14 protein-coding genes are annotated in these 23,433 nt (G+C 33.8%); 7 read left to right on the plus strand and 7 right to left on the minus strand.

Going from position 1 to position 23,433, the window contains the following annotated elements:
* Positions 1 to 24: 24 nt before the first annotated feature.
* Positions 25 to 870 carry a hypothetical protein gene (locus H0V01_09040; GenBank protein MBA2583513.1) on the plus strand — a complete coding sequence of 282 codons (846 nt, stop codon included), beginning with the start codon at positions 25 to 27 and terminating at the stop codon, positions 868 to 870.
* A 99-nt stretch (positions 871 to 969) separates the two neighbouring features.
* Positions 970 to 2,211: a tryptophan 7-halogenase gene (locus tag H0V01_09045; protein MBA2583514.1), complete on the plus strand. Its 1,242-nt coding sequence runs from the start codon at positions 970 to 972 to the stop codon at positions 2,209 to 2,211.
* A 137-nt stretch (positions 2,212 to 2,348) separates the two neighbouring features.
* Here the strand turns inward: H0V01_09045 and H0V01_09050 are convergent, their stop codons facing one another.
* Positions 2,349 to 4,256, minus strand: coding sequence for a von Willebrand factor type A domain-containing protein (locus tag H0V01_09050; GenBank protein ID MBA2583515.1), 1,908 nt, complete (start codon positions 4,254 to 4,256; stop codon positions 2,349 to 2,351).
* A 578-nt stretch (positions 4,257 to 4,834) separates the two neighbouring features.
* On the opposite strand from H0V01_09050, the gene H0V01_09055 reads away from it, so the two are divergent.
* Positions 4,835 to 5,230: a hypothetical protein gene (locus tag H0V01_09055; protein MBA2583516.1), complete on the plus strand. Its 396-nt coding sequence runs from the start codon at positions 4,835 to 4,837 to the stop codon at positions 5,228 to 5,230.
* 375 nt (positions 5,231 to 5,605) lie between these two features.
* The gene (locus H0V01_09060) at positions 5,606 to 6,109 is read left to right on the plus strand and encodes a hypothetical protein (protein MBA2583517.1); all 504 of its coding nucleotides are present in this window, start codon (positions 5,606 to 5,608) and stop codon (positions 6,107 to 6,109) included.
* A 108-nt stretch (positions 6,110 to 6,217) separates the two neighbouring features.
* Here H0V01_09060 and H0V01_09065 read toward each other — a convergent pair whose 3' ends face one another.
* Positions 6,218 to 6,583, minus strand: a complete 366-nt coding sequence (locus H0V01_09065) for a response regulator (protein MBA2583518.1) — start codon at positions 6,581 to 6,583, stop codon at positions 6,218 to 6,220.
* 66 nt (positions 6,584 to 6,649) lie between these two features.
* Positions 6,650 to 6,829, minus strand: a complete 180-nt coding sequence (locus tag H0V01_09070) for a hypothetical protein (GenBank protein MBA2583519.1) — start codon at positions 6,827 to 6,829, stop codon at positions 6,650 to 6,652.
* A 199-nt stretch (positions 6,830 to 7,028) separates the two neighbouring features.
* On the opposite strand from H0V01_09070, the gene H0V01_09075 reads away from it, so the two are divergent.
* Entirely contained in the window at positions 7,029 to 7,235 is a 207-nt protein-coding gene (locus H0V01_09075) for a hypothetical protein (protein ID MBA2583520.1), read from the plus strand.
* Positions 7,236 to 7,382: 147 nt separating this feature from the next.
* Here the strand turns inward: H0V01_09075 and H0V01_09080 are convergent, their stop codons facing one another.
* On the minus strand, positions 7,383 to 8,663 hold the full coding sequence (locus H0V01_09080) for a T9SS type A sorting domain-containing protein (protein MBA2583521.1): 1,281 nt from the start codon (positions 8,661 to 8,663) through the stop codon (positions 7,383 to 7,385).
* 361 nt (positions 8,664 to 9,024) lie between these two features.
* Between H0V01_09080 and H0V01_09085 the strand changes: the two genes are divergently transcribed.
* On the plus strand, positions 9,025 to 10,674 hold the full coding sequence (locus H0V01_09085; GenBank protein MBA2583522.1) for a hypothetical protein: 1,650 nt from the start codon (positions 9,025 to 9,027) through the stop codon (positions 10,672 to 10,674).
* Between the two features lie 401 nt (positions 10,675 to 11,075).
* On the opposite strand, the gene H0V01_09090 is transcribed toward H0V01_09085, so the two are convergent.
* Together H0V01_09090 and H0V01_09095 are read right to left on the minus strand one after the other, a co-directional pair.
* Positions 11,076 to 15,236: a choice-of-anchor L domain-containing protein gene (locus H0V01_09090; GenBank protein ID MBA2583523.1), complete on the minus strand. Its 4,161-nt coding sequence runs from the start codon at positions 15,234 to 15,236 to the stop codon at positions 11,076 to 11,078.
* A 20-nt stretch (positions 15,237 to 15,256) separates the two neighbouring features.
* Positions 15,257 to 15,664, minus strand: a complete 408-nt coding sequence (locus tag H0V01_09095) for a hypothetical protein (GenBank protein ID MBA2583524.1) — start codon at positions 15,662 to 15,664, stop codon at positions 15,257 to 15,259.
* 962 nt (positions 15,665 to 16,626) lie between these two features.
* On the opposite strand from H0V01_09095, the gene H0V01_09100 reads away from it, so the two are divergent.
* Entirely contained in the window at positions 16,627 to 22,656 is a 6,030-nt protein-coding gene (locus H0V01_09100; protein MBA2583525.1) for a T9SS type A sorting domain-containing protein, read from the plus strand.
* A gap of 541 nt (positions 22,657 to 23,197) precedes the next feature.
* Here H0V01_09100 and H0V01_09105 read toward each other — a convergent pair.
* Entirely contained in the window at positions 23,198 to 23,431 is a 234-nt protein-coding gene (locus H0V01_09105) for a hypothetical protein (protein MBA2583526.1), read from the minus strand.
* Positions 23,432 to 23,433 lie beyond the last annotated feature (2 nt).

Below are 23,433 nucleotides of genomic sequence, written 5' to 3' on the forward strand. Positions count from 1 at the left end.
AGTAATTATTTAAAAACTAAAAACATGAAAATTTTTTCAACCATGTTAATACTCATTTTATTGTTAATGAGTAATTTGTATGCCCAAAGACCAGTAAGTGATCCAAAACATGAGAACCATTATTCAGTGGAAACAATTGAAACCGATGATTTGGTTATTGAATTTAAAAATGCCCATTCTCAACATCAATTTACAATAGTAAATGTGAATATTAAAAATAAGAGCAGTGACTATATTTATTTTAAAGGTTCAGAATCCAAATTTAAATATGCTCATGGCGATTACAGTCCAGTAGGCAGTTTAGTTTCTAAAATTGATTTTTTTATTGAACCAAATGGATCAGCATCAAAAACACTTAAAGTTTCCGGTGATAGTAAGTTTCATGTAGAGCAACTTAAACTTGAGCTTTCAGGCTTTTACAGGATTAATCCAAAAGGAGATAAAACCCTTACTGCGGCTGATTTTCAATTGCCTGCTTCCAAGAATTCTTTTTCTGCAGGGGATTGTAATTGTTCCCTTGAAAAATCAAGTCAAACCACAAAAGAAACTTCCGCCAAGTTTAATTGCAAATACCAGGGAAAAGATTTGTTGATATTGGACCCAACTAAACTTTCGGTAAAAGTAAAAAAGAGTCCTGAAAATATTTTTGCAAATGATAACCGAAAAGACAAAGCAGAAATTATTTTTCCAGGAGGCGATTATAAATTTACTGCTGAATTCCACATACCGGGAAAGACAGCTGATATGCAATTTTCTGTATTAGATGTTGTATGGAATGATACTTTTGTGCAGGCTAAAATGATTCCCATAAAAATCCCTTCCGTAAACTTTGTTTTCGATGATGGAATGACTTTATTGAAAAATCAATAATTTAGTTTTGTTAAATGTTATTCAAGTGAATTAATATTCACAAAAATACGTTTTGTACTAAGAATTTTTTTTGCTTGCATACAATAGATAAAACATTAAATGAAAAGAGAACAAGTTGACGTGTTGGTAATAGGGGCAGGACCATCTGGTACAGTTGCAGCATCCATGATAAATAAAGAAGGATTTAAGGTAAAGATCGTTGAAAAATTAAAATTCCCGCGCTTTGTTATAGGAGAGAGCTTATTGCCCAGGTGCATGGAAGCTCTGGAAGATGCAGGATTCATTGATGCAATATCGAAAAAAGGCTTTCAGGAAAAATTCGGAGCTAAGTTTGTTAAAGATGGCAGAATATGTGATTTCAACTTTTCAGAATGCTTCACCCAGGGTAGCAAGACTTGGACATGGCAGGTTCAGCGTGCTGAATTTGACAGGGTTCTTTCTGATGAGGTACAACGAATGGGCGTTCCCATTGATTTCGAAACAGGTGTTACTGAAATTAAATTTAATGGCACTGATTCAGTTACAACTGTGGAGGATTCGAAAGGAAATAAAAAAGAAATTGCTGCACGATTTATTGTTGATGCAAGTGGATATGGCAGGGTTATTCCAAAATTATTTAATCTTGACAGACCCTCCAATCTTCCCCCACGCAAAACATGGTTTTCGCACATTAAGGATGTAAACCGGGATAGTTCGGATGAACCAAACCGTATTACCATTGTTTTACATCAAAAGGATATTTGGATTTGGATCATTCCTTTTTCCAATGGAATTACTTCTGTTGGCTTTGTTGGGATCCCTGAATGGTTTGAAAAATTTAACGGAAATCCTGAAGAAAAATTAAGAGCAATAATTGAATCAGATTCAACCATAAAAGATCGTTTTAGGAATTGCGAATTTGTTTTTGAACCTAGAACAATTGAAGGATGGTCGATGAGTACAGATAAATTTTTTGGTAATGGCTTTGTATTAACCGGAAATGTTACTGAATTCTTAGATCCTGTTTTCTCATCAGGAGTTACCCTGGCAACAGTTTCAGGACATAGGGCCGCTCAAATGGTTTGTGAACAATTAAAAGGCCAACAAGTAAACTGGCAAAAAGATTATACAGATTACATGATGCAGGGGGTTGATACTTTCCGCTCCTATGTTATGGGCTGGTATGATGGTTCTTTGCAGGATATCTTTTTTGCAAAAAAACCAAATCTTGAAATTCAAAAACAAATTTGTTCTGTTTTAGCCGGGTATGTTTGGGATACCGAAAACCCCTACGTAAAAAACCACAAAAGAGCATTACAGTCACTTGCAAAAGTGTTGAAAATGGAAGAAAGTGATAATTAAAATAGGTTTTTCAACTTTTTAATTTCATCCCTAATTCCATATTCTTTCTATCAACATTTATATAAATTAAAAGAGCCGCAAATCATGTTTCACGGCTCCTTTTAATTTTAAATGTTATTTAAATAAACTAAGCTCACTTATTTTCCAACCTTTCTATCGCTTATTTCTAATTTTGAGGCCAGATCTACCAGTCTTATAAATTCTGCCCTATATCCTTCGTTGTCCCTTCCTTTTGATTGTCTGGCAAGTTCTATCGTGTTTGCATAATTGGAGTTGCCTTTATATTCTGAATGGCTTAAAAGCATTCCAAACTGTGCTACAGAGGCTGAGAATCTAAAATCATCAGAAGTACTAAGAAGTTCTTGATTTATTCCTTTTACTGTAACAGATAGCAATTTGCTTTTTGATTCTTTTGGTTCTTTGTACCTGAATTTAATTGTAGCATACTCATTGGATGAAAAATCCTGTGGTTTAACCCTGTTTTCCTGGTATTTCAAAGGGTCGGTTTTAGGATTAAAATCCGAATCAGATAGGATTAGTTCATACAAAGCAGTTACCGTGTGACCAGCTCCAAGCTCACCCGCATCTTTTTTATCGTCATTAAAATCCTTTGCTTCGAGAATCCTGTTTTCATAGCCTACAAGCCTATATCCTTTAACAAGTGCCGGGTTAAATTCAATTTGAATTTTCACATCTTTTGCAATTGTTAATAGAGTGGCACCTAGTTCATTTACCAAAACTTTGTTTGCTTCTTGCAAATTATCAATGTAAGCAAAATTCCCATTTCCTTTATTGGCAAGCTTTTCAAGTTTGGAATCTTTGTAATTACCCATTCCATAGCCTAGCACAGTCAGGAAAATTCCCTCTTCCCTTTTTTCTTCAATAAGCTTTACCAAATCATTATCTGAGCTTACACCTACATTGAAATCTCCATCTGTTGCCAGGATGATCCTGTTGTTGCCATTATTTAAATAATTTTCTTTGGCAATTTTATACGCCAGTAAAATTCCTTGTCCACCTGCAGTAGATCCACCAGCTTTAAGGTTTTCAATGGCGTCCATTATTTTATCTTTTTGATTGCATCTTGTTGGTTCAAGCACAACTCCCGCTGCCCCGGCATAAACAACAATGGATATTTTATCCTCTCTGCCTAATTCATTCACCATTAACCGCAATGATTTTTTGACAAGGGGAAGTCGGTTAGGTGCATCCATAGACCCTGATACATCTATAAGAAATACAAAATTCCCCGGAGGAAGGTTTTCCGCAGTTATTTTTTGTCCTTGTAATCCAATATGAAGTAGTTTGTTTTTTGCATTCCACGGACATGGACCCAGTTCTGTAGTTATACTGAAAGGAAGATTATCCTTGGGTTGGGCATAATCATATGAAAAGTAATTGATAAACTCTTCGGTTCTTACAGCATCAGTAGGAGGGAGGTTCCCCTGTTGAATAAAGCGTCTCGCATTACTGTATGAAGCAGCATCCACATCAATGGAAAAAGTTGACAGGGGCGCATCTAAAGCATGTTCAAACTGGTTTGGTTTATAATGTTCATAGCTTTCTTCTTTTTGTTCATTGTAATAATTGGTGGAGTAATTCTCCTGTGTTCTATAATTGCTATTTTTATTGGACTTATATGACTTTTGAGTTGATTCTGATAGTACAACGGCCCCGGTACTCAAATGATCAAGTGAATTTTGATGTGGTTTTTGCTCTAATTTTTCAACCGATTTCAATTTCTGAGGGCTTTGAATAAGGATAGGATTAATTGTAACAATTTTTCCAGAAGTAATTTGAATCGCTTGTATTAGAGAGGGAGCATAGCCTAAATAGCTTGTTTTTAAAGTATAGGACCCGGGTTTAAGTTTCGTGAATCTATAAAATCCATTACTATCAGTTGTGATTCCTGAAATCTGAATTCCATTTTGCTCTAGCAGTACATTGGCAAAAGCAATTGCTTCTTTTGTAATATTATCGCTTACTTTTCCTTTTAAAATCCCGTTTTCTTCCAAGTTGGAATTGAATTTTCCATAAAAAGTCATTTTACTGTTTGATAAAATTGTGTTCGAGGTGTTTTCAATTGTTGACCAGGCCATTGTTACAATTAGCACAAGGTTAAAAAATATCATTTTTTTCATAAGGCTGAGTTTTTAGTTTTAATTAGTAGTGTTTAGACTCAGATTGTTAATTATTCCATAAGAGAAATGATTTTTTTCATTAAAATTCTTGCAATGCTCTCACTCAAAGCCTAGCCAGGGATCTAAAAAATTTTACCGGGCAGCAGTAACTTCTTTTATAAAGACTGAAATTTGTGAATAAGCAGAGTAGAATTTGAAACTACCAAGGGAAGGAAAGTTTCATTGCAGATTCTTTAAAATAAAATATAGATAATATGGAGATGTGAGAAAACTAAGTTTTATTGTTTGTGTTTTAATTTAAGCTTGAATTTTACATTTTAAGTTTTGTTCAAAGATTGTAAACATAAGAGAAATGATTGCTTTAAGGCTTTTTATTTTAATGAAATGTTGTATATATTTGCCTCAGCTACAATTTATAAGGAATTTATAAAATAAGGCTTAGTAATTTTAATAATTTTTAAACTCATTAAAAAAAAACAAACATGAAAACAATAAATTTCATCTTAGCTGTAGCTACTGTAATATCATTTCTGGGATGTGCGAAAGACCCTAAGAGTGTTTCACTTATTTCAGATAAAACCACTGTAAATAAAGGCGAAACTGCCACTCTGACTTTAAAATGGGAAGGAGGGGCTAAATGGACTGATCTATATATTAAAGCTCCTGGAAGCCAGGAGTATAAGCAAGGACCAGGTACAAATGCAAGTTACTATGAAGGGACATTGGATTGGCCTTTGAATAACTATTTTGATTCTACTGGAGTTTATGGCTTTTACTGTATAATTTACGATTGTCAGAGTAAACCCAGTAAAGGTGAAAAATACAAAGAATGTAAAGGACAAACAAAATCAAATGAAGTTTTGATAACTGTTAATTAATAATTTTAAATATTTTTATTCTTTACTATTAACTAAAAAAGCAAAAAAAATTTTTAAAAGAGCCGTTTAAGTTTCCTTATTCGGCTCTTTTTTCATTTTTAATTTTTGCATCAAATAAACTAAAGTGATAAAGTAAATTTTTTTTTTCAATGGTTTTACTCCTATTTAAATTTTCATTTCAGGGAAATCGTGATGCGCTTAGCTTAATTCGGGACAATTGCATTCTTTTATAGACCAACGATTGCTTCCTCTTTAGTCATAGATGTTCAATCCGATTAAAGGATAATGAAATTTGACACTCCGAGAATTTCTAATATAAATGATAAATAATAGCGTATTTTAACGTTTTATTTATAATCCTATTCAATAAAAAACATGTTACAATTGATATTGCTGTTTGTGTCTTCTCTTTTTTCATCTCCTGATGAAAATATTATATTAATTAGAAATCAATACTACCTGGCTTCAAAGGATAGTAAAGAAGCCGAGGCTTTTTATGAAAAACTATCCAGCGCAAATGAAAAAAACCCTTTAATGCTTGGTTATAGGGGCATGTCTGAATTTATTTCTGCTAAATATGCCTATAATCCATATTCAAAAATGAACTTTTTTAAAAAAGGCAAAGAGTATTTGGAAAAGTCAATTCAATTGGATCCTAAAAATCCTGAATTAAGATGGTTGAGATTTTCTGTTCAGTCCAATGCACCTTCGTTTTTAAACTACAATTCCAATTTGGAAGAAGACAAATTAATTCTAATAAAAGTATTGTTAAAACAATTAAAGGTGGATGCGGATTTGCAAAAGAGAATTTATGATTTTTTACTTCAATCACCTGATTTCACAAGTGAAGAAAAAGAAAAATTCAAAAAAGCAAAATGATTTGTGATGGAAGAAAACCAATTTACTAGGGCCAACCCCAAGATCTATGACCATGCAAAGAGATTTACCTGAAATCTTTCCACAACATGAACTCCCACATCAATACAATTACTTTTTTTCCAAATGATTTACCTTGATTAAAAGTTCATCAAAATTTAACGGCTTTTCTAGAAAATCATATTCTCCCAAATCAAGCTTAAGTTTTGACAAAATGGCATCAGCTTTATTGAGTGAGGAAATAAGAATTACAGGAATAGTATTCGAGTAAAACTGTTTTGTCAGACTGAGTAAGCCATGCCCAGACATGTAGGGCATAAGAACATCACTAATTAATAGATCTATATTTTCTTTTTCAATTAAATCAAGAGCTGAAATTCCATCATTTGCAGTAAGTACAGTATGCTTATCTTTTTTTAATACATGTGCAATTGTTTGCAGCGTAAATTCATCATCATCAACAATAAGTATTTTCATGGTCTTTATCCTCCAATATATAGTGATAAATAAAAAGAAAAACATAAAGGAGAAACACATCGATATTTACTTTTTTTGAAAAACAACATCTTGTTGAATTTTATCCAGGGCTTCTATTCCGTTTCTTATGTTTTTAATTAAATTTTCAATTTTAATAAAGGTACTTTCGCTTTTGCTCACATAATCAAAAGCGCCATATTCAATTGTATCTGCTGCTATTTTTATGCCATCCTTCGCTGAAAGCACTATAATCAGAAAATCAAAATTTTCTGATTATAGTGCTAAGACAATTTATAAGCTAAAATTTACAATTTTTTATCCTTTTGTTAAAAGTGTTTTTTCTTAAACCCTTACTCCTATTTTACAAATATCTTTTCCTTTAAATTAAAATTTGGATTTTTCTTATTTTGTGGGTAAATTCAACTAAACAATTAATCCCATCCTTATGAACGAAGAAAAAAATTTAAACAGCGAAAATGGTAATACCACAAATGAACCTAAAAGCGAAACTCAGGAAGATAGAGATAGACGATATGATGAGCAGAGAGAGCGAGACCGTATGTGGAACCAGGGAGTTAAAGAACGCGAAGATCAATGGAAAAAAGAAGTTAGAGAGCGTGAACACAAAAGGGAACAAGAAGACAGAAGATAAAAGTGCAGTTGCCAGAGAGAGCTACATAATTATTAATTATTGTGTTAACCTGGGAAGTTTCATTTCTAAAACGTTTTAAAACAACAAAAAGCCATTAGTTGTACTTACTATGAGTATAACTAATGGCTTTTTTGGATCCTTGAATAGCTAATCTTTTAATAATTTAGAAATCCTGGAATCAACTTTAAGAAAGTAAATACCAGGAGCAATATCAGTTAAATTCAACTGTATTTGCCCAAGAGTTAAAAACTTACCTGTTTCAATAAGTTTATTGTTCATATCATACAGTTCCACTGATTCTATGTTAGTTCCAGCTATACCAACAAATTCCCTGGCTGGATTTGGATAAATTATAAACTTTTCAAAATCTTTTTGAGAAAGAACAGATGTAGGGTTTTCCTGAACACTGAATGGTATGTATGTAACACAATCATTTGCATCAATTATGGTAAGGGAATAGTTTCCAGGTGAAAGATTATTGATCCCGTTTGGATCTGTAGACCCATTGTCCCAAAGGATTGCATAAGGAGCAGTTCCTCCTGAAACATTTATTGAGGCACTACCATCATTTGCTCCTGTAGTAGAAGTGTTTGTAACAATAAGATTAGGTTCAATAGGTGTAGGTTGTAAAATCACAGACATGCACATTGCCGAAGTACCAGTCATATGCATAATATAGCCATTAACCGGGCCCTCACACTGATTATTAATAAAAAGGGAAGAACTGGAACTTTGGCCAGCTAAATTTGAAAAAATAATTTCATTGGGATTATTCAAAAAGATCAGTGTTGCTTCTCCATCACATTCTCCAATACAAGAAACGTTTTCAGAAAAAATGAAACAATCTAACATATCTATAGCAACTGAAATTATTGGTGGATTACCCATTCCAGGACAGAAAGTTGCACCATCAGTTAGTGAATATCCATAACTTCCGGCACATAAATTTGTTAAAGAATTCCCACTAACTGTGGGCATTACCGAGCCATTTTGATACCAGATTAAAGTTGTTGGAGAATAACCTCCATTAATGTCAAGATTTATTTCGCCATTGCATGTATTGTTAGATATCTTATAGGTTCTTATTACAGATAAGGGCAGCACTGTTGGTTCAATTAAATAGGTTATAGAAGCATTATTAGGATCAAAATTTATGTTTGCTTCGAAAGCATAATTATTTGTTCCATCTGTTGCCTGAAACATGAAATTGTGTGTAGCACTGCAAATAGCCATAAGAGAGGCATCATCCATTAGAACCTGATTGCCGTTATAATTTAGTATGTAGGTAAAAGGACCTTGAGAACAGGTGTAAAATTCAATTTTACCTGTACAAGCATTGTAATCAGGTTGTATGTGCATGTAAACCTGGATGAAGGCATTTGCAGAACTTGTTAATAATACAAAGATTAAAGAGTAAATTAGTTTCATATATATATAATCTATTTGTTGTTAATTATTCCCCCCAGGCACCAATAAATGCTAAAGCATTTGTTTTATAATCCTCAAATGGCAAGCCATATGAGGATTAATTCGAGTTGTTTACTTATTAAACGCAAAGAGTGGAATTGGTTGCTTTATTATTTATCAAAAAATTAATCTTTTTATAATTCTAAATAAAATATAAAACACGATACACTATGCAATTTCCATCGTGCAACAAAAGTCAGCGTAGAAACTTTCTTATTTTATTGATTTGAAGAAAACTCCATTATAATATAAATTCTTAATAATAATCAAAACCTTTTAAACTATTTTTATTATGCTTAAATTCACGGCATAAACCCATTAAATGGTTAAGAAAAATAACAGAGGATTAGTATTGTTTCTAAAAATAAGTGTACTTATTTTCGGCTTTTTTCTGTTGTTAGTTTTTGCTATAAATCCAACACTTGAAAAGATGTTGGCCAAACAAATAGAATTAAAATTGTTGGGCAATTTTAACTACACTTATGAATCCCTGGAAGTTGATTTATGGACTGGTTCGGTAGCATTTAAGGAGATTAAATGGTCTTTTCCAAAAGATTCTACAGCAGTTGAGCAGGAAGGTAGTATTGAAAAAATCAGCATAAATGGAATTGCCTTAAGGATTTTGCTTGGGGATACGGATATTAAAATTGATAAAATTCTTTTTGATAATCCTGAAATGCTTCTTCGTATTTCCGATAATGCTCCTTTAAAGGATTCAGTTGAGCAGAAAGATAAATATATAAAATTTAGTTTTTATTCTCTTTTCCAGGGAAAAATAAATAGCCTTAGAATCCGCAGTATTAGTATAAAAAATGGAAATGCAACCTGGATAAGTTTGGCAGATAATAAGGTCCGTAGAACTATAAAAAATGCACAATTACAAGTAGATGACATAGAATTGGATGCTGAAATTGCAGAGGCAAACAATGGTTGGTTTTCTTTGAGTAATGTTCATTTGGATTGTGCAGGAGGCGAACTTTTTTTACCCGATAGTTTGCATAAAATTAAAACAGGTAAAATACATTTAGATTATAAAGGTTCTGCAATTACAATTGATTCAATTGTACTTGTTCCTTTATATGCAAAATCAGAAATGAGCAGGGCATATAAGTTTGAAATTGATTGGATAGATTTGCTAGCTGAAAGGGTTGATATAAGTGCCATTGACCTGCATACTTTAATGGTGGAAGGGAAAGTTAGGATTGCTAATGTTTTAGTTGAAGGACTTAGCCTAAATGCTTTCAGAGATAAAACCTTAGACCAGGGGCCTAAAAATTATTTGCCTTTGCCACAAGTTTCACTTAAAAATTTAGGAGTAAATATTAAAATTGACTCTGTGAATATTAAGAATGCAACAATAATATATGAGGAACGCAATGAAAAAACAAAGAAATCAGGAACTGTTTCCTTTACAAAATTGAATGCACAAATTTACCATATTACCAATGATAGTATAAGTTGTATTCAAACCCCAACTGCTAAAATGAGGGTAAATACTAAACTAATGGGTAAAATTGATTTGAATGTTGATTTTGGGTTTGTTTTAAATAATGATAAAGGTGATCATTGGTTGAAAGGGAGTATAAAGGATTTTGATCTTAAAATGTTTAATCCTGTTTGTGAACCCCTATCATCAGTATCCATTCGAAGTGGAAAAGTGGAAAAGATAAATTTTGATGTTCGGCTGAATGACCATGTTGCAGATGGTAAAATGACTTTTTTATATTCTGATTTAAAAATAGACATGCTGGATGAAAATTATTCAAAATCAAGCAGGAAAATAAAAACCATAAGTTTTCTCGCAAATACTTTTTTAGTTAAAAAAAGCAACCCTTCGGGCAAAAAGGAACCAAGAATTGGGATTATTCACTTTGAACGATTAAAGGAAAAGTCTATTTTTCACTTTTGGTCTAAATCATTACTTACAGGCGTAAAATCCACTTTGATTTCTACTGAAGAAAATAAAAAATAAGGTTAGAATTCATATTCAAGTTTGCATTTTACAAATCAACTCATGAACGCTAAAGCATTTGATTTTTAATTCCGATTTACCGGAAGCCATTGTTATATTCATTCCTGTTTGTGTATAGTTCCTGTATGGCTATTTCAAATTATTGTAAATAATTTTAAGGCTGAAAGAAAAGAAGGATTTCCTGATTGTTTAAACTTAACATAAATTCCTAAAAATGGACATAGCCTTTTAGAATTTACCTTGCAGTAATAACACGAAAATTAAGTGATACAAGAATCCCATTTATCTTCAATCGATTTATACAAGGACTAAAGACTATTAAAGCAAAAATTCAGATTTGTTTTTTAGGACAAATCTGAATTTCAGAATAAGAATAAATTTATGAGTATAAATCGTTGTTGTTATCTAAACAAGGTAACTGTACCGCTGGTAATTGGATATTTCTTGCCGTCTGATCGTTCAAGGTTTGAAATAATATAGAAGTAGGTTCCATCTGAACAATCTGAGCCAGAATTGTTTTTACCATTCCAGTATCCTTTTGGATCATCCCATTCATAAATTTTCAATCCCCATCGGTTATAAATAGTAGCATGTATAGTTTTCAGGTTAGCGTTTTTAACGGTAAAGACTTCATTTTTTCCATCACCATTAGGTGTAAAAATATTAGGTATAAATAGAGTGTCTAAAACTTCTATTGATGATAGAATGGTATCGCAACATGCGTTTGTATAACAAGCTAAAAGAGAAATTTGATAAACGCCATTTTGTTTGTAAATATGTTGCGGGTTTTCCAGAATTGAATTTTCTGTACCATCTCCAAATGTCCAGGAATAACTAGAAGCCCCGGTGCTTAAATTATTAAAATTTACTGACATAGGAGATTCATTGTCAATTGTGGGAACAACTATAGTATAATCAAAATTAGCCTCTATACCCAATTCCTGATTAATAATAATGGATTTAGAAACAATGCAATTATTCTGATCTTTTATATATACATTATAATAACCTGATCCAAACCCAGTAAGTAAATCCTGGCTTTGATAATCAGTTCCATCAATACTATATTGGTAAGAAGGAGTACCACCATTTGCATTTACCTTAATTTGACCATCCAAATGACCACAAGTTGCAATATTTCCTGTAAGGGTTGTTTGAATGCCCGTTGCTGCTGGAATATTAACAGTTCCTGTTTTGGTGCAACCTGCCAAATCCAGAATTGAATAAGTGTATGAACCTTGTGATAGGTTATTTGCCATTGTTCCTGATTGTGCATTTGACCAGCTAATAGTATAAGTTGGAGTTCCTCCATTTAAGGATACAATGCTTGCAGTTCCATCATTTTTGTCAACACATGTAGTTCCGGTATAGGAGACAGTTTCATTAATTAACGTAGGAGAACTAATTGTAACTGTTTCGTTAACCGAACAACCAACATTGTCAATAAAAGTTACAACATAAGTTCCCGGAGGTAAATTGTTAAATACATTCGATGAGCTTTGTTGAGTTCCATTAATAAGATAAGAAAATGGAGTATTAACACCAGATCCATTAATGGTAATTGAACCATCATTATACAATGCCCCTGAAGCAAAATCTCCGCAAGAAGTTGAATCAGTAACAATATTGTCTATCTGAGGATTTGGGCCTGCTATTAAGGTTTCCTGAACAGTTATAGAACAACCATTTGTATCTGTTACAACAAATTCATATGCTTGTTGACCCAATGAGTTAAAGATGTTTCCTGAATTAGGTTCTCCTGTAATGGGGTGGATGTATAAATAAGCAGGTGTACCACCAATTACAGTTAATTCAATTTCTCCATCATTGTTTGCACATGTAGGTTGTAGATTTACTGTACTTTGCAAAATTAATTCTGTTGGAGAAACAACATTTATGGTTGTATCTTTGATACAAACTACACCATTTGGACCTGTTTCTGTAATTGTAACTAGGTATGAACCAACAGGCAAGGTAAAAGCTGTATCATTTGTTTGAGAAAGGTAATCCCATAAGTAGGTGAAGGTACTTCCTGCCTGACCTTCGCCAGGGAAAACAACAGCAAAACCCAGTGAATCACCATAACAAAGATTATTGGAAATACTTACACTATCAATTGTAGGTGGAGCTATTGCCAAAACTTCTATGGATATAGTATCCCTACATCCAAAATCATCCATCCCAATTATTGTATAAGTTCCAGAAGCAAGATCAACCAGATCAGATGCAGGAACAAATTGAATTCCATTATCAATGCTATAAACATAAGGACTCTCGCCATTTAATGGATCAGGAATAATTATACCATTATCATTACCACATGTGGCAGGGGAATAAGTAGAAATAAATTGAAATTCTGTAGGTGCAATATTAAATGTTGTTGAGTCTTTATTTCCACAACGATCAGAAACAACAAGGTAATAAGTTTCTGCAATACCTGTAAAAGGCATATTTGGATTTGAAACAATTTCTCCATAACTCCAATTATAGTTATAGGGCTCGGCACCTCCAACAATATTTGCACTTACAGATATTGAGGTGGTGTTACATGGGACAATAGAATCAGGAATTACAGTAACAATAGGATCAGGCTCATCAGCAATATTTAATAGGAAAGTAATTGTATCCTCACCACAGCCCATAGTGTTTTGGTACACATGAATAATAAAGGTTTCATTTCCTTCCGCCAATCCATCAGCCAATGCAATAAAAGTAAATGAGGTGGTATTGTTACCAGGAAGAATCAGAACACTATCAGGAACAACTGTATAATCAACCACACTTATGGCAGTACCATCAAGGTTCAAATGAACTACGAGTGTATCACCCATATAATTTGAACGTGAAAAGACAATTGTAACTGTATCACAACCCTCTACTGTTGGGTCATTTCCGATCAAATAAATACTATCTAAACGAGGAACATTAATTTCATCAATAATTACATCCACAGTATCTCTACATCCAAAGTTGTCCATACCTATAACCTGGTAGGAACCATATAATAAATCTGTAAGATTAGGTCCGGGTAAAAATGTGGATCCGTTGTTAATACTATAGGTATAGGGGGCTTGGCCAACTATAACATTGGTTTCAATAACTCCGGTTGTATCACCGCAATTATCTGGTAGAGTAGTTGCAGTAAATTCAAATTCAGCAGGTTCTAATAAAAAATTAACAGTATCCTTATTTGCACAGCGGTCAGTAACAATAAGGAAATAAGTTTCAGCTACACCAGTAAAAGGAATATTGGGATTAGGTGCAGTTGAACCGAAACTCCAGTTGTAAGTATAGGGTGTAGCTCCTCCGGATATATCAGGCCCTATGGCTATGGAAGTGGCATTGCAAGGGACTATGGAATCCGGGATGAGGGCAAGTACCGGGTCAGGCTCATCCACAATATAAAGAAGTGCAGTAATAGTATCGTTACCACAACCTGAATTTGCCTGAACAACTGTAATTATTAATGATTCTGCGCCTTCAAAAATCCCATCAGTATTCGGAATAATTGATAAATAATTTACGGCTTGACCAGATGTAAATACAATACTATCAGCAATTTGAACATAGTCAGTACCATTTGCAGCAGTACCTGAAATTGTAAAATAGATAGTTTGAGAGGTGTTAATAAGACCTGGAGGCCTGATAAAAGCAAACATTGCAGTATCACATCCTTCTATTACTGAACTATCACCACTTACAGTTGTTGTTGCTATTTGAATATTCTCGGAACTGAAACTTCCACCTTCCAAAAACACTCCTGAATCATAACTACCATCACCCAAATCAGAAATGGCAATTTTAATGTGATAGGTTTGACCACATTGTACAGCAGACTTAGCCTCCAGTACTGTAGTGAAACCATCATATTGTACAGTTGTTCCACTACAATTGTTTACATAATACTGGCAGTTTGTACAAGCGCCTCCAGTTTGGTTTGTAGGACAACCGCTAAAATTACCATTATTTACATTGTTTATAGTAACAGCAGTAGTTGTATTGGGAATTAGGGCAATATTTTTAGCATTGTTTGAATAAATCCCAGTAATACCAGGGCCACTTAGAAAGAATCCAAAAGCATCATTAAAGGATGAATTAACAAATTCAGGATATTCCTCTGATCCGAAAACATAGCGGAATTTTACAGAATCGCCCATAGGAACAAAATCAAATTCAAGAATTGCTTTATCACGAATGTTGGTGCAATTATTACTTGGCCCGGTAATCCTGCATAAATCAGGATCATTTGTTGTTGTTCCCACATTTGTCCCTGCACTACCCAAATTATTTGGTCCTTGTGCCACATTTATATTTCCTGTTGCTAATATTACCCCATTTGCAATACCCATGTTAGAAGTTGCACCATTAAAAGTTCCAGCCTGAACTGTAATGCTATTTGCTGCTATTCCATTAAAAGTGATATTGGTTGCACTAACACCAGCACCCAAAAGTACATTTTGAACTAGTTGAGTAGGGGTCATTGTATTGGCAGTGGACAGAGGTTGTGTAAAACCATTTAAACCAAACAACAATAGGATTACAGAGAGTATGTTTTTTTTCATATAAAGAAAACTTAAAATAATTATTTTATTAAATATTGCATGAAAAAATCACTTCTATTCATGATCCTTTCCTTTACATTCACTTCATTCACATTATTCATTGCTAAATGCCTGTTAAGAAAATTCAAACCAAGATTTTTTTCTCCCAATAATGTTACGGTATAGCTGATTTTAGTTGAATTTTCCATATGTTTTTCAGTTGTTACAGAAAAATCAAGGTGAATTAAATGATCAGGATTGAAAATTTTATAATCAGCAACTTTGGAATCATCTACAATAAGATAATAATTTAAGGTTTTTTCATTTGCTTTCTTTTGAATCAGGGCGATTTCTTCAGTGAAAAAAGCTGTTTGTTGGGCTTGGGATGTATATATTCCTAAAAAAGAAATAAATAAAATTAAGATTGTTACAGGTATTTTTTTTTCCATAGAAGAAAACTTTAAAAAGGGTTTATTTATTAATTTCATTCAATTTTAAAAAATCAAGCATTTTACAAAGCAAAGACGGTGAAATTTTTAAAAGTTGCTTTTGTATTTATTTTTTTAATGTATGAATTAGCCCATTCACAAATAGGAAATAATTTGTAAACATATAAAATAAATTCTAAGATTATAAATATTAAAATTGTTCTTTAATGTAAATAATCAAACTTAACTAGAGTTTATTATACTAATTTAGTAGTGCAACTTATTAATTTTTTTTAAAAAAGCCAAATAAAATTAATTTTTTTTTGAAAAAATAAAAACCCCCACACTCTTATATTAAATAAAAAATACTTTAGCTTTAAAAAGTGGTCCATAAATTTAAATACTCATCATGTTATGAGGTTTTCCTGGAAAAATATTTTAATTCTAACAAGATCAAATTGCGAACGAGTTTCTTGTCTAAGGATCTGCCTGGTGATTTAATAGAATAAATTGCATTGCCCATTAAATTTTAGAATTTTCGATTTGGATAGTAAATTTTTTGTTTTTGTTGTAATACCAAATCTTTGAATGTTTTTAACTGCTTTTCTCTGTGGTTTTTATCGCCTTTTTTTTCAATAATTGTATTTGTATTGAATTGCGGCTAACAGGTCTATAAGAATCAGTGATTTTATCTAATAAATAATATTTTTTTTCTGGGGGTTTGATTTTAAGGTAATTAATGTAGTATATTTGTAAAATAAGGAGAAAAACTACCTGTAGCAAAAATTACTAAAAACTCCGGGAAGAATAGTATTATTTTCTAATTATATCCCTTTTCAATTTGTATTTTCTTATTAATTTTTTGATTTAATAACAAAATAAAAATACCACAATTTGTTAATTTTTTTTTATAAATCAACATTTAAAAGTTTATCAGTATAATTTTTTAATTAGCATTTTATCACAAACTTAAATTAAACACTATGAAAAATTTCTATTCTTTAATGAATAAAACTCTGTTGTTCTTTATTGCCAGTTTATTTTCATTATCGGCATTTGCACAACCTCTTTCAGGGTTAAAAAACATTCCCGGAGATTACGCAAGCATTGCCTTAGCAGTCACCTCGCTTAATTCCAATGGAGTAGATGCACCTGGTGTAACTTTTAATGTTACTGCAGGCCATACTGAATCGGGATTAATTCCAATGATTACTGCAACTGGAAGCTCTGCGGCTCCTATTGTATTTCAAAAGGCAGGAGTTGGTAATAACCCGATTATTACAGCTGGTATAGGTACGAGCACTACCCTGGATGGAATTATTCGTTTATCAGGTACTGATTACATCACTTTTGATGGTATTGATGTTCAGGAAAATGGTGCAAATACTGATGCAACTACACGCATGGAATGGGGCTATGCATTGTTAAAAACATCTGAAACGGATGGTTGCCAGTATGTAACGATTAAGAATTCTAACATTACCCTTAATAAGGCTCATACCCTTTCCACAGGTATTTATGTGGCAAATCACACTCCTGTTGTAACTACCAACCTGGTTGTTTCAAATGTATCTGGAACCAGTTCTTTTAATAAATTTTTCTCAAACACTATTTCCAACGTTTATGAGGGAATAAAAGTAACTGGTTATGGAACCACAACGGTTATAAATTTCCATGATGTGTTTAATGAAATTGGTGTTGAAGGAGGAAACTTAATTACCAATTTTGGAGGTGGAACAGTAGCATCAAACGGTATTTATACCAAGTATCAAAATAGTTTGAAAGTTATTGGGAATACCATTAACGGAGGCAACGGGACGGCTGCGATATTGCAAGGTATTCACATTGATGTGGCTGCATCTGCTTCTGCAGAAATAAAAGGTAATACAGTTACCATTAATGGTGGAGGAACATTTCATGCAATGCGAGGTATACATAATCAATCTGGAATTACTCCAGATGGAAATACAATTACTATTGATAATAACTCAATAATAAATTGTACTTATTCTACAGCAACTTCTGCTATTTTTCAAGGAATATTAAATACAGCAGGAGCGGATGTTGTGAACATTACTAACAATACAATTTCTAACTTTTCATATTCTGGTACAGGTTTATTGCATGGAATCCAAAATACAAGCACAAATGCAACACCAATAAATATTACTGGAAACACCATTTCAGACATCACCCGGGCTTCCGCAGCTTCAGGTATTATATATGTTGTACAAGCCACTACCGGATTAATTAATTTCAGCACGAACAACATTTTTAACATTAGTCAATCGGGAACAAGTGTTGTTTATGGGTATTATAACTTTGGTTCCCCAACCCTGGAGAATTATATAGGAAATAATATTTATAATATTTCAAGTTTAGGAACAGGGGCAGTGGCAGGTATTTATGTCAATACTTTAGCGGCAAGTGTTAGGACAGTTACATCCAACAAAATTTATTCTCTTTCAACTCAGGGAACTACTGTTTATGGATATTATGGTGCAGCCTCTAACCAGGTAACATTTAGCAGGAACAGAATTTCGGATCTTACTTCCAATTCTACAACCACTTCTACAGTTAATGGTATTCATATAGCTTCAGGAAACCATACTATTCAAAACAATATAATTGGAAATCTTTTTGCTCCTACAACTGCAAGTTTAGTAGCAGTAAACGGAATACAAATTGCAGGTGGTACTGCTCACAATTTATATTATAACTCTATTCACCTCAATGCTTCTACAAGTGCTGGAGGAGATTATGGTTCAAGCGGAATTTTCATTAGTTCAACTTCTGCAACTTTGGTTGTTAATTTAAAAAACAATGTGGTGGTAAATAAATCAACTCCACAAGGATTGGGAAGGACAGTTGCACTTAGAAAAGCAAATACAAATCTTGATCAAATAAGTGCTTCAACCAGCAATAATCTTTATTATTCGGGGGTTCCATCAGCTGCCAATGTAATTTATTTTGATGGAACTAATTATGATGAATTATTATCTGCTTATAAAACAAGAGTTTCTCCAAAGGAAAAAGCTTCTGTTACAGAAGATCCTTCTTTTTTGAGCTTAACTTCCTCATCTGTTAATTTTTTAAGACCAAATGCAACCATTCAAACAAAAATAGAGAGTGGAGCTTTTGAGATTGCAGGAGTAACAAATGATTATTACACACCTGGTATAAGAACAGGATATCCTTTGGCCGCGCAGGTAAATGGAGCTGGATTTAAACCGGATCTTGGTGCCATTGAAGGTGATTATTCTATATTCCCGGTTATTGATATTGGAATTACCAATTTGGCAGCACCTATGATGCCAAAGTGTTTGGGTACTGCAGAAACCATATCTTTTAGACTTTCAAATTTTAGTTCTTCACCAATTGATTTTTCAGTTGATCCGGTAACCATTGAATCTGCAGCAACCAATACCTCTAATGTTACTACCACTTTTGCTCCTGTTGTTTTAAATTCAGGAACCCTTGCAGGAGGAGGTACAATGAATATTGCTGTTAGCTTATCTTATGATATGTCTGAGGAAGGGGTCTATTCATTTACTGCTTCTTCAGCAACTCCTGAGGATAATAATGTTGCTAATGATACCTTAGTAAATAAATTAGTTGAAGTAGGTGCTGGTGCAGCTTCAGCTACCGAACTTGCAATTTGTGCCACTAAGGAAACTACACTTTTCTTAACAGGTAATTCTGCCTCTTCCATTCAATGGGAAAGCAGCAACGATGGGCTTGCTCCCTGGACTGCTGAAACCGGAACAGGAAACAATACTGCATCCTATACTGTTTCTCCAATGGCTACTAAGTATTACCGTGCGGTGGTTTGTGGAAATATGATTTCAGATACTGTTTTAATTGATGTAACATTTGTTCCTAGCCCTGTTGCCTCAGATGTTACCCGTTGTGGTGAAGGTCCAATAACAATTACTGCAACTTCTAATAACCCGGTTAATTGGTATGATGCTCCGGTAGAAGGTAACTTAATTGACACAGGATTGGTATTTAATAGGTACATGACAGCTTCTAACACCTTTTTTGCTCAGGCAATGGATGGTGGATCTGGACCGGAAACAGCAGGGAAACTTGCACCAAGCCTTACAACATCAACTTCTGGAAATGCATGGGGATTAGTTTTTAATGTTGTTAATCAGGATATGACCTTAAATTCGGTTAAAATTAATTCTGTTGGTGCAACAGCTGGTACTATGAGCGTTGAATTAAGGAGCAGTACTGGAGTTTTAATAGAAACAGTTGGTCCTTTTGCCTACGCTGCTGGAACTACAGCCAATCCTACTATAGTTACTCTTCCACTTAATCTTAATATTCCTGTAGGCACAGGATATAGATTGCAATCTGCGGCAATGTCTGGAGGATCAGTAATACGTGAAACATCCGGTAATACTTATCCCTATACATCACCTAGTGGCAATGTTTCAATTACCAGTGGTTTTATTACTAATCCGGGAAGTGCATCTTATTATTGGTTTTATGATTGGAATGTAACCTCAGGTTGTGTAAGTGAAAGAGTTCCGGTAATGGTAACTGTTACTCCAGCTCCTCAGGTTTTTGCATCGGTTTCAGATTCTCTGCTTTGCCAGGGTGATTCTACTACACTTACAGCTACAAGCGTAAATAGTGACTATACTTATTCCTGGTCACTTATGGATAGTACTACCTCAATTTCAGGAGCTTCGGTAAATGTAGCTCCAGCTTCTGATGCAATTTACATTGTTACAGGTGTGGATTCTGATGATTGTTTTGCTGTTGATACTGTGAAGGTTTATGTTAACCCGATGCCTCAAATTGCAGCTATTGCAAACGACTCTTCGGTTTGTAAAACTAATTCCGTACAATTGGATGTAACCAATCTTCCTCTATTTAATGCACCTGTAGGAACAGGTACCATTACCAACGGAAATCAGTCTTATCCAACACCATATGGAAATTATTATTGGGGGTCAAAACATCAAATGCTGATTAGGGCTTCTGAATTAACAGCGGCAGGAATATTGCCTGGTCCTATCAGTTCTTTATCTTTTGATGTTACTAACGTAAATAGCTGTCCTGCACTTGAAAATTATGAAATAAAGATTGGAAATAGTTCTTTAACTGTTCTTACAAGTACGTTCGAAACAGTTAATACTTCTGTGTTCTTTAGTGCATCATATTTACCTGTTGTTGGTTTAAATGAACATGTATTTAGTTCTGCTTTTGTTTGGGACGGTGTATCTTCAATCCTTGTTGAAACATGCTTTAATAACTCTAGTTATTTAGTTAATGGGAATGCTAGCGTTAATTCAACAGATGTAGGCTATAATACTGTAAACCGTAACCAAGGAGATAATGCAACAATTTGTTCCAATTTGCTTACTGGAACATTGCATACTGTAAGACCAAATATGAAATTTATGCAAAATTTTCAGTGTGATTTTGCTTGGTCTCCTTCAGCAGGTTTATCTGATGCTACTGTGCAAAACCCGATAGCTACTCCAGAGAATACCACTACATATAATGTTATAGCAACTCACCCTATTACAGGCTGTACAAGTTCTTCATCCGTAACCATTGTAATTATACCTGGTGCAGATGTTACTTTTTCTGTAACTGATATTAGCTGTAATAATGCCAATGACGGAGCTATGTCCTTTGTGCAAAATGATACTGCTTCTATTACTTATGTATGGGCGCATGATATTGCCGAAACAGCTACTTCCCTTACTGGATTAATGGCTGGTAATTACAACTTAATAATAACTAAAACATCAAATGGTTGTATGATGGAATTTGAACACATGATGGTTGATCCTGATGTAATTTCACTTAGCACCTCTGCAAATGATGCAACTTGTTTTGGAATTGCCTCTGGTGAGGCTTTTGTAAATGCTTCTGGTGGTACTCCTGGTTATTCCTATAATTGGAATACTATGCCAGCTCAAACCCTTTCAAATGCTACAAGTTTAGCTGCAGGAACATATCAGGTGACTGTAACGGATGAGAACGGATGTGTTGAAATTTCTTCAATTTTAGTTGGAGAGAAGGATCAAATTATCATCGCTTCAAACCTTAACAATGTTTTATGTTTTGGTGGAAATGCTGGCAGTATTACTACAAATTCTACAGGAGGAACAGGTACTCATGAATACAGCTGGAGCCATGATGCAAACAATACAAGTTCTTCTGCTGCAAACCTAACTGCAAATTCATACACTTTAACAGTTACGGATGATAACAATTGCACGGTTTCTGAGATGTTTATAGTTTCAGAACCTACTCAGATTGCAGGAGTAATTACAACTCAGGACGAAACATGTGCAGGTTCAAATAATGGACAAGCAACTGTTAATGCCTCAGGAGGAACAGGATTTTATGCTTATTTATGGAATAATACTTCTGGTCAAACAGGTTCCACAGCTTCAAACCTTGCACCTGGAGTTTACCCTGTTAAAATTACCGATAGCAATGGTTGTGAAAGTATGGAAAGTGCTACTGTTGGAGTTGGGAATAGTGCTCCTACTGCTGATTTTACCTTCAGTGCAGTTGAAAATACAGTAAGCTTTACAAGTACAGGTTTGGGTGCAACTTCATACAGTTGGAATTTTGGTGATGGAAGCCCTATTTCCAGTGTTCAAAACCCTGTTCATTCTTACGCTGATTATGGAAATTATTCTGTAACCTTAATTGTAACCAATAATTGTGGTGTTGCTTATACCCAGGTTCAACTTGTAACTACGGGTATTGCTGATCATAATGAAGCCTATACTTTTGATATATTTCCAAATCCAACAAGCGATTTGGTTAATATTAAATTCACCGGTTTGCAAACTAAAAATTTAACCGTGAAAGTAATCAGCTACAATGGACAATTGATTGTAAATGATCAGTTGAATAATTTCACTGGTGTTTACAACAACAGCCTTAACTTGAGGAATTATGCTTCAGGTATTTATACCGTACAAGTAGTAACTGATAATGGAATTATTACTAAAAGGATAGTGCTTAGCAAATAAATTTTAATTAATCCTCTTAAAATAGGATGTTCCTTTATTGGGACATCCTATTTTTTTTATGCTTTTTTTAAAACAGTGAAACCGATTTCTGTTTTTAATAGTTTTTTAGGCAGCCCTTTAAAAACAGATTAGTTTTAAGGGTACTCATTACACAGCGCTTCATTTTTGAATGACAGGTTGTTTTTTTAGGAGAAGAAAAAGAAAGAGGGTTTTGCCGCCCTTCTTTTCCTTTCTTGTCCATTCATTGTTGTCATTCTGAAAGAAGCGAAAACGAAATGAAGAATCTCTATCTGAGTGAATCATTTGCTGCTTGTGCTATTTGCAAGAGATTCTCCCTTTGGTCGGAATGACAGGGGTTGTTTTTTTAGGAGAAGAAAAAGAAAGGGGGTTTTGCCGCCCTTCTTTTCCTTCTTGTCCATACAGTCTTGTCATTCTAAATGAAGCGAAGCGAAATGAAGAATCTCTATCTGAGTGAACCATTTGCTCCATGTGCTATTTGCAAGAGATTTTCCCTTTGGTCGGAATGACAGGGGTTGTTTTTTTAGGAGAAGAAAAAGAAAGGAGGTTTTGCTGCCCTTCCTTTCCTTTCTTGTCCATTCATTGTTGTCATTCTGAAAGAAGAGAAGCGAAATGAAGAATCTCTCTGAGTGATCCATTTGCTGCATATGCTATTTGCAAGATTCTCCCTTTGGTCGGAATTACAGGAGTTTGTTTTTTTAGGAGAAGCAAAAGTAGGACGGCTTTGCTGCCCTTCTTTTCCATCTTGTTCATTCATTG

The sequence above is a fragment of the Bacteroidota bacterium genome (assembly GCA_013696965.1).
Taxonomy (GTDB): Bacteria; Bacteroidota; Bacteroidia; order JACCXN01; family JACCXN01; genus JACCXN01.